Annotated in this window: 6 protein-coding genes and 1 pseudogene; 4 read left to right on the top strand and 3 right to left on the bottom strand. The window is 45.6% G+C overall.

Features of this window, described 5'->3' with window-relative positions:
• A partial coding sequence (locus Q0668_RS01450) for a hypothetical protein (RefSeq protein ID WP_298859226.1) occupies positions 1 to 986 on the top strand: 986 nt, incomplete at its 5' end.
• A gap of 51 nt (positions 987 to 1037) precedes the next feature.
• Here the strand turns inward: Q0668_RS01450 and Q0668_RS01445 are convergent.
• Positions 1038 to 1601: an HdeD family acid-resistance protein gene (locus Q0668_RS01445; protein WP_298859224.1), complete on the bottom strand. Its 564-nt coding sequence runs from the start codon at positions 1599 to 1601 to the stop codon at positions 1038 to 1040.
• A 147-nt stretch (positions 1602 to 1748) separates the two neighbouring features.
• Entirely contained in the window at positions 1749 to 2915 is a 1167-nt protein-coding gene (locus tag Q0668_RS01440; RefSeq protein ID WP_298859222.1) for a sialidase, read from the bottom strand.
• Between the two features lie 491 nt (positions 2916 to 3406).
• Here Q0668_RS01440 and Q0668_RS01435 point away from each other — a divergent pair, with 491 nt between their 5' ends.
• The 3 genes from Q0668_RS01435 to Q0668_RS01425 all read left to right on the top strand — a co-directional run bounded on the left by Q0668_RS01435 (position 3407) and on the right by Q0668_RS01425 (position 7862).
• Complete coding sequence (locus Q0668_RS01435; RefSeq protein WP_298859220.1) at positions 3407 to 4759, top strand: glycosyltransferase family 87 protein; 1353 nt, start codon at positions 3407 to 3409, stop codon at positions 4757 to 4759.
• 298 nt (positions 4760 to 5057) lie between these two features.
• A complete protein-coding gene (locus tag Q0668_RS01430) occupies positions 5058 to 5972 on the top strand; it encodes an alpha/beta hydrolase (RefSeq protein WP_298859217.1) in 915 nt (304 codons plus the stop codon).
• A 165-nt stretch (positions 5973 to 6137) separates the two neighbouring features.
• Entirely contained in the window at positions 6138 to 7862 is a 1725-nt protein-coding gene (locus Q0668_RS01425; RefSeq protein ID WP_298859214.1) for an FAD-dependent oxidoreductase, read from the top strand.
• 59 nt (positions 7863 to 7921) lie between these two features.
• Here Q0668_RS01425 and Q0668_RS01420 read toward each other — a convergent pair.
• Positions 7922 to 8493 (bottom strand): annotated as a pseudogene (locus Q0668_RS01420) (NAD(P)/FAD-dependent oxidoreductase); the annotation flags it as partial.

The following is an 8493-nucleotide window of genomic DNA, read 5'->3' as shown; positions in this document are numbered from 1 at the left end:
AATCAGAGAAGCACTCTCCCTGGGAAATCTTCCACGGGATACTGGCATTTCGAAAAGACTATGAACTGAAAAAAGAAGGGAAAGTCGTTAACGGCCTGGAATGGATTTCCTCCGGTGTTTATTACGACAAAGAACCCTGGTTTCAAAAAACCGAATTTGGAGGCCGTCCGCATCCATATACTAAAGAGAATGCCTTTGAAGGACATAAAAATCAGTCGATGGCGGTGCTCGCGATGGCAGATGTCCCATTAGATCACAAGTTCCAAACGCCCGATGGCCCGATTACTGTCGCCGACATTGTCCGTAATGCTCAAAAAGAGATACAGGAAAATGAGGAAGTAACCTGGTCCCTCTGGGCTCTCGTGCATTACCTTGGCCCCGACGCCACATGGCTGGACAAAAAGGGGGAAGAGTGGCGAATGGAAGATTTGGTCTACATGCAAAATCAGACGCTTACGAATGACTCTGCCTGTGGAGGAACTCATGCGTTATTCGCGCTCGCTTATGCCAGAAACACTTACAAGAATTCAGGGCAACGACTGCGAGGCTATTGGCTGGAAGCAGATCAGAAAATCCAGCGTTACATCGAAGAAGCCCGCGCGATGCAAAATTTTGACGGTTCTTTTTCTTACGATTATTTCTTCCAAAAGAGTGCCAGTGAAAATTTCCAGGAACGACTGGAAACGACCGGGCATACTCTGGAATTCCTGATGATGGCGCTACCCGATGACCGTCTGAATGAAGAATGGGTCCGCAGAGCGATTTCATTGATGGCCAATGATATTATCGAAAATAAAGAGGAACCCGTCGATTATTCCGCCTTGTATCATGCCATTGACGGTCTGGTCATTTACAGAAATCGAATGTCGCCCAATCATACCGCCCAACTGGGAAGTAAGAGCTATGCTAAAAATAGTAGTTTTAAAACCGAGGTCAAAGTGCTGAAACCAGTGCAGACTCCGCCGGCAGCACCTCCTGCTCCCTGATGAAGAGTGGATTGCATTCAGGCCCTCTCAAGTCAATTCCAGTAAACTCTTTTAATTTTCTGCTATAGTCGTTTCGACTGTTTCTGGCTCATTCGCGGCGATCGTGCTGCTCAAATTCATCAGGAAGAAACCGGTCAGCAAGAAATCGACTCCCATTAATGTACCTACGGCCCATAAGCCGGATAGTGGCCATTGACTCCAGATCAATCCGCCGAGCAATAGAGAGATGACTCCACTGAACAGGATGCTGTTGCGCCCGTTCGCTGGTATTGCTCCCAACGCCATCACAATCTTCCAGACACCTTCGAAGATAAAAAACATCGCCATTAGCAACGTTAGAAATGATAAGCCGAAGAGTGGATGACTGATAATTCCAAATCCACCTAGAATCATCAGAGCACCTAAAAGTAAGTGCTGAGTCTTTCCCGGGACATCACCTACACGCGTTCCTTGAATCGCATATAGAATCCCGCCAAAGAGCAAAAGGCAACCCAAAACCATCACCACAGCAGCTCCCGCGACAAACGGAGTGATCAGACAAATGACACCGATCACACAAAGTATGATTCCGGTTAATTTGAAGTCTTTTTGAGAGGGCAGGGTAACTTCCGTCATTTTCGTGTCTCACTTTATGCAGATGGGAGGAAAGAGTATGTATATCAAGCCGCGAATTTGAGTCGAGCTAATGCTCGACCTTCAATTGACTGGACCCTCATTGTATCAAGACAATTCCGTTTGTCAGCAGCTCCGCAGTAAAGGTATTTATTTATTTTGCAACTGATTCTGCATGAGCCAATACTCAAAGAACTGATACATCTGTTCGTTGGACTTTGGGTTAGGCGAATGCTTTTCGCGATTGGTCATTGCCACTCGGTTTTCATAACCTAAAAATCGATTGACGGCGATGCTGTGATTCAATGCCCGCCACTGTTTGGGTTGATCTTCTGAACCACCTGAAACCAGAAACGGACGTGGCGCCATCAAAGCGTGTAATTCATGCAAATCGTGCCCTTCTTTGATGAGACTTTTATAGAGCCCCGTGCGGGGATTTTCCTTCGTCGGCAAACCACGTTTGCGAAAGTCGGGCCCTGCATAACCCAGATACCAGGGCTCCCAGTAATTCACACTAGGCCGAGTTTCATCAAACACGATCCCGCCATCTGACCAGGCAGCACAGGCAAACTTGTCGTAGAGACAGGAAGCAAACATGGCCCATTTCCCACCATAAGAGTGTCCGACAATGCCAATCCGTTTGGGATCCACTTCTTTACGACTCTCTAACACATGAAAGGCATTCGCGGCTCCATACGCCAACGCGGAGAGCGGTTGAATCTCTGCGTTCTCGCGATTGGGATAGTAGAGTGAATAATCGTGGCCGACTGAGAATGTCACAAACCCACGCTTCGCTAACTGGTAGGCAAAGTCGCGATCCTTGCCTTTGCGCGCGATACCAGTCTCGGGATCATAAAATACGACGAGCACTGCCGGTGTTGATAGATCTGCCTTTGCGTCATCCGGAATTAACAGATAGCCGGTATTGGGATGTCCGGGGGCGATCTCAAATCGAACTGTGTATTGAGTGAAGTTATCTCGATGTTCTTTTTTCAGATATTCAATCTGAGGATTTTCATTCACGGGCGGCCATTGGCCCATCTTCGTATGCCATGTCTTCAAAATTTCCTGCCGTCGCTGTTGCCAGTCCTCTGGTGTTTTGACTGTACGACCATCATAAAATTTTAAAGGAGATTGATATTTCCCAAAATTGTCTTTGAATTGACTCGGAGGCTCATAAAAGGGTGCCATCTTCTTCCAAAGTTTTTTGGTTTCCTCCGCTGGAATGGAGTCTGATTTTTCATCTGCCACAAGAATTTGCAAAGATATCATCAAATAGCATAGGCCGATAATTCCATAAGAAACGAAATCTTTCATGCGAACATTCTCCGACTAGATTTGTAATCGCTGTTGTTAGTTCTTACACCATTTTGGCAACCCTATCCTAATCTCATAATTCATAAAAAGGAACCACCCAGATCAGTTTTCGCATAATCAATAGCCGGGTCAGTGCCTGAGATTTTTTCAATTCCTATGGAGCCGGAATCGAAACTGTCTGACATTGAAAAACCCCTCTCGAGTTATTCTCTGATTTTCTACCCAGGAAACCTGTCACTCTCGTTTTATTCAGTGGCAATCTCAATCGATTTTGAGATACCGGTCATTTCCAAGACTCTGAATACGGTAAAACCCGTTATTGACTCAAGATATCGAATTCGCCTACTATCCGCCTCGAAACAGCTCATTTTTTCGTTTGTAACTTGTTTCAGAGACGTGTAAAAACCGATATTCAATTGTACCTGGAGAATATAAAGCTCAACCCTCGTATTGATTCAGTACGTTGTTTTTAACTCGGGAATGCCATCGTCATGAAGCTTGAAACAGTTAAAGAATGGTTTGCCTCCCGACAACATCATTGGAAACGAGCTTTTATTTCCCTCGGGATTATTATCTCTTTCATTCAGTTATTGAGAATTTTCAGAAGCACGCCTGGAGATTTCCCGCTGCATTGGAAATCTGGAGAAATGTTAGCAACAGGGGAATTCCTCTATACTGCAAATCACAATTACCCCTATCCACCATTTTGGGGTTTTGTACATTCGGTTCTGGCTGACATACCGATGCAGACTGCTTACTTGCTGATTTATCCTCTCTTTTTCATTGCTCTGGGACTTTTGATCTGGTGCCTGGATCGTTTATGCGAAAAACATTTCCCCCTGAAGCGTAATCTATTCTTCTGGACAACGGTGATTGCCATTATGCTTTCGAGTCGGTATCTCGTGAGAGATATGCTTGAATGTGGTGTCAATCTTGCATTAGTGGCACTTTCTTGGTTGAGCGTTTATTTATGGCGCGAAAAGCGTGAAATTCTCGGCAGTCTGTTCCTGGGCTTTGCGATGGCCCTGAAATGTACTCCATCACTCTTTTGGGTTTATTTCATTTTAAAACGCGAATGGAAGATGGCTGCTTTTACGTTTGGGGCTGCCGTCTTTTTCACGCTGTCTCCCATGTTCAAACTTGGCTACTCCGAGTACAAAGTGACCTTGTTGCATTGGAGTCATAATGTATTGACAGGTCTTCAGGAAACAGACCCCTCGCGAGGCATAGCAGGAGAAGTCCCTTTATCCAACATGTCACTTAAGCCGACATTAGCTAGATATGTGATGCGTCTTTCACCGGAACATAATGCCCGAATCGATTCACCCCTCTATATTGATTTCCTGGACTTCTCCCCTCAAACTGCAGGGCGAATCGTGAAATTTACAATGTTATTCTGTCTAGCGCTGGTTGCCTGGAATTTTCGGAAAAGGGTTCAAGATCGAGAAGATGAACGCGTTCTTTGGGAATGTGGTGCGATTTCCGCTCTGATCTTGCTGTACTCACCCGTCACCTGGGGCCAGCATTGCGTAGGTATCTTTCCCGGAATCTATTTACTAACCCGTTCTTCCGTAAGTCATCATCAGATTTCGAAACAGTTGAAAATTGGCATCGGACTCTATGTATTTATCGTTCTGGTATTGAATCGATCCTTCATTGGAAAACATTTTACAGAACTCATTGATACTTATCATTTGCCTACACTGGCTTTTACAGGCATCGTTGTCTTTCTGATGAATCGACACCGACAAGTGAATCAGAGTCACCAACATATGATTCCATTTACAGAACCTGAGCCTCATCCGGATTCTGACAACCTCTCAAAAGAGCAGCGTGCCGCTTAAACGATGCGCGAGTTTTTGTCACACACAAATTTTTGACAAATCTTATACTGCCTTACTAGATAGACCCGAGTTTTCCGGCTTTCATTTCACGCTACAATCGTTTAGCAATTGAAGCCTTTCCGGGTGCATAATATTCTGTTCGAGAGCCATGTCGCATCATTCCTCAATCGTCACTGGAAATAAATCCCTGTCTGCATACACAACCGCTTTGATTCGGTTATAATTTATCCCTTACTTTCCATTGGAGGCAACTTCAAGCATTATAATAATTTTCACCATATGCAAAGGATACAAGGCTATGCTGCGACTCCTCTTTTCCCTGATTACGACTTTATGTTTATTAACATCAACTGTTAATGCAGCAGATAAAAAAGGAAATCCAAAGCCAACACAGGCCGATGTTTCTTACGGACCCTATAAGATGAACAAGTTGGACTTCTGGCAGGCCGAAGGAAAAGGCCCGCGCCCCATACTGGTCCACATTCATGGAGGTGGTTGGATCGGCGGTGACAAAGCCCGTATTGGAAATATCAAGCCGTTTCTTGACAAGGGCATATCTTACGCGTCGGTAAACTACCGTTTGACAGGAGAAGCACCACTGCCGGCTCCCGTACATGATGCCGCTCGTGCGATTCAGTTCATTCGTTCCAAAGCCGGTGAATGGAATCTCAATAAAAATAAAATCGCATTAACAGGTGGCAGTGCAGGGGCCTGTACTTCGATGTGGCTTTTACTACACGATGATCTGGCTGACCCCAAATCGAAAGACCCTGTATTACGCGAATCAACGCGAGTGACAGCGGCTGCCGTCGGAGGAGGCCAGACTTCGATTGACCCTAAAGTCATTGAACCGTGGCTTGGACCGAATGTGCTCAAACACAACATGATTCATAAAGCAGTAGGCGGAAAGAGCATGCAGGACGTGATGGATAATTATCCAAAACATGAAGCACTCTATAAGGAATTTTCACCTTACAACCATCTGACTTCCGATGATCCTCCACTTTTAATGACCTACAACAACAATATGAAGCTTCCTTCAGAAAACGCAGGCCATGGGATTCATCACCCTGTGTATGGCGTCAAAATGAAAGAAAAAGCAGACAAGGCGGGCACAGAATGCCATCTTCTGATTCCCGGAGTCTCCAAATCAAAACAATATAAAGATACGAATTCCTTTTTGATGGATAAACTTCTGAGCAAGGATAAATAAGTCGAAGCGCTTTATTTTTGAACTCAACTGGTGTGTATTTTTACACAAAACCATCAGAGAACACAGAAGTGAAATGGTAATTCTATTTTCCTCTGTGTTCTCTCTCTTCCATTTCACTTGATTCGATGTTTCTATTAAACATCCGCATTCTTGAAATTGAATCTCATGAAACGACGACACTTTTTGGAACAGTGTGGAATCTTCGGTTCGGGAATATTTTCCCCCACTTTTCTGCAGGCTTTGCAATCCCGAAAATGCTACGCATCCCACCCTTGTGAACTTAAAGCAGATGTTGTAATTATTGGTGGGGGTCTGGGAGGTTGCGCAGCCGCATTAGCAGCCTGCCGCAACGGCGCCCGCGTGATTTTGACAGAACCGACTGACTGGATCGGCGGCCAGATTTCACAACAGGCGGTACCTCCCGATGAGCATAGGTGGATTGAAACATTTGGCCGCACTGAATCGTATGCCCAACTACGGTCGCTGATTCGCAATTACTACAAGCAACATTATCCGTTAAACACTAAAGCACAATCAATTCCCAATTTGAATCCGGGCAATGGCTCTGTCTCACGCATCTGCCACGAACCGAAAGTCGGCATCGCGGCTCTACAATCAATGCTGGCTCCTGATATCAGTCGTGGCCAATTGACGTTACTATTGAATACTCAACCATTCCGGGCTTCTGTGACGGGCGACCAAGTTGAAACGGTTACTTGTCATACAAAAGGTGCAGACAAACCTGTCACTCTACATGGAACCTACTTTATTGATGCCAGTGAAGAAGGGGACCTGCTGCCTCTCTCGGGAACAGAATACTTCCTGGGTGCGGAATCACGAACTGTAACCAACGAACCGCATGCACCGGAGCAAGCCAATCCTGCAAACATCCAGTCATTTACCCATTGTTTTGCCATCGATCATCTGGAAGGGGAAGACCACACGATTGAACGCCCTGCGATGTATGATTTCTGGAAGAACCACGTTCCTGCATTAACTCCGGCCTGGTCAGGAAAAATCCTTTCGCTGTATTATTCCTATCCGCGAACTTTAAAACCCAAGCAGCTTTCCTTTGTTCCCTGTGGAAAAGAGACACCACCGCCAAAAACAAAATCGCTGAACCTCTGGCTGTATCGCAGGATGATCGATCGTAATAACTTCGTCCCCGGCACATACGCCAGTGATATCACAGTTATCAATTGGCCACAGAACGATTATATGTTGGGGAATATCACAGATGTCGCTCCGGAAGAACGCAAACGACATCTCAATGCCGCTAAACAGCTTAGTTTGTCACTATTATATTGGTTGCAAACCGAAGTACCACGGCCCGATGGTAAACAAGGCTGGCAAGGATTGCGCCTGCGAAAGGACATTGTCGACACCGAAGATGGGCTTGCAAAGTATCCCTATATTCGTGAGTCACGACGCATCAAGGCTGAATTAACGATCAAAGAACAGGATATTTCCTATTCCGAACGGCTCAAAGCAATGGGAAAAGATCACAAGCCACTGCTGGCCAAACCATTTGAGGATTCCGTTGGCATCGGATATTACCACCTCGACCTTCATCCCAGTTCTGGTGGAGACAACTATATCGACACGGGCAGTGTTCCTTTTCAAATTCCGCTGGGAGCCATGCTACCACAGCGTATTAAAAACCTGATTCCCGGCTGTAAAAACATTGGTACGACTCATCTTTCGAATGGTTGCTATCGACTACACCCCGTAGAATGGTCCATTGGTGAAGCCGCGGGCGCACTCTGCGCCTATGCCATTTCACACGCATCTACGCCGCACGGAATTAGAAACAATAAAAGGCAACTTGAAGAATTTCAGTCTACTTTGACAAAGCAGGGGATCGAACTCGAATGGTCCAAATTGAGTTAAGTGTTTTGTTTCCAGAATTGCTACAACCTGGTTTCACTGCGCCTGAAATCAAGTTGTCTTCAATTACGAATCAGTGGCGGTAAGTGTTTTTGTAAAAACCAGCGATCAAGTAGTACCTTGCGCGTAAACCACTGCGAAGACATAAACCACCGTCCGAGAAATTGCCGAAACACTGCAGGTAACACGCTTGGACGAGAAGTATCCGCCCACTCTCCAAACCGATCCAAGATTTTCTCTCGATAGACCATTAATCGATCCTTGCCATAGTCTTGCTGACATTTCCGAATCACATCCGCGGCGATCAACCCCGTTTCGACAGCAGGACGGATACCTTCTCCACTTTGCGGCGATGCCATGCCAATGGCATCACCAATCAGCAACACACCATCATCAATAATCGTCCGTTTCTGAGAACCATATAAACGATAAGCATGTCCTTTAAATTTTCCAATAATTTCCTTGGGAACACGCCCTTGCTGATCCAAAAAATCTGTAAATTCTTCTCGGACTGCCGACAGTTGCTTTTCCCCCTCGCGACCGATCCCCACATTCAAATAGTCGCCCTTTAAAAAACACCAGCCGTATCCTTTCAAATCGCGACAAAAATAGAGTTCTGGGGTATCCGGCTGCA

The organism is uncultured Gimesia sp. (assembly GCF_937910335.1).
GTDB lineage: Bacteria > Planctomycetota > Planctomycetia > Planctomycetales > Planctomycetaceae > Gimesia.
Note: the sequence above shows the minus strand (reverse complement) of the source record. Positions and strands in the feature narration are given on the sequence as shown.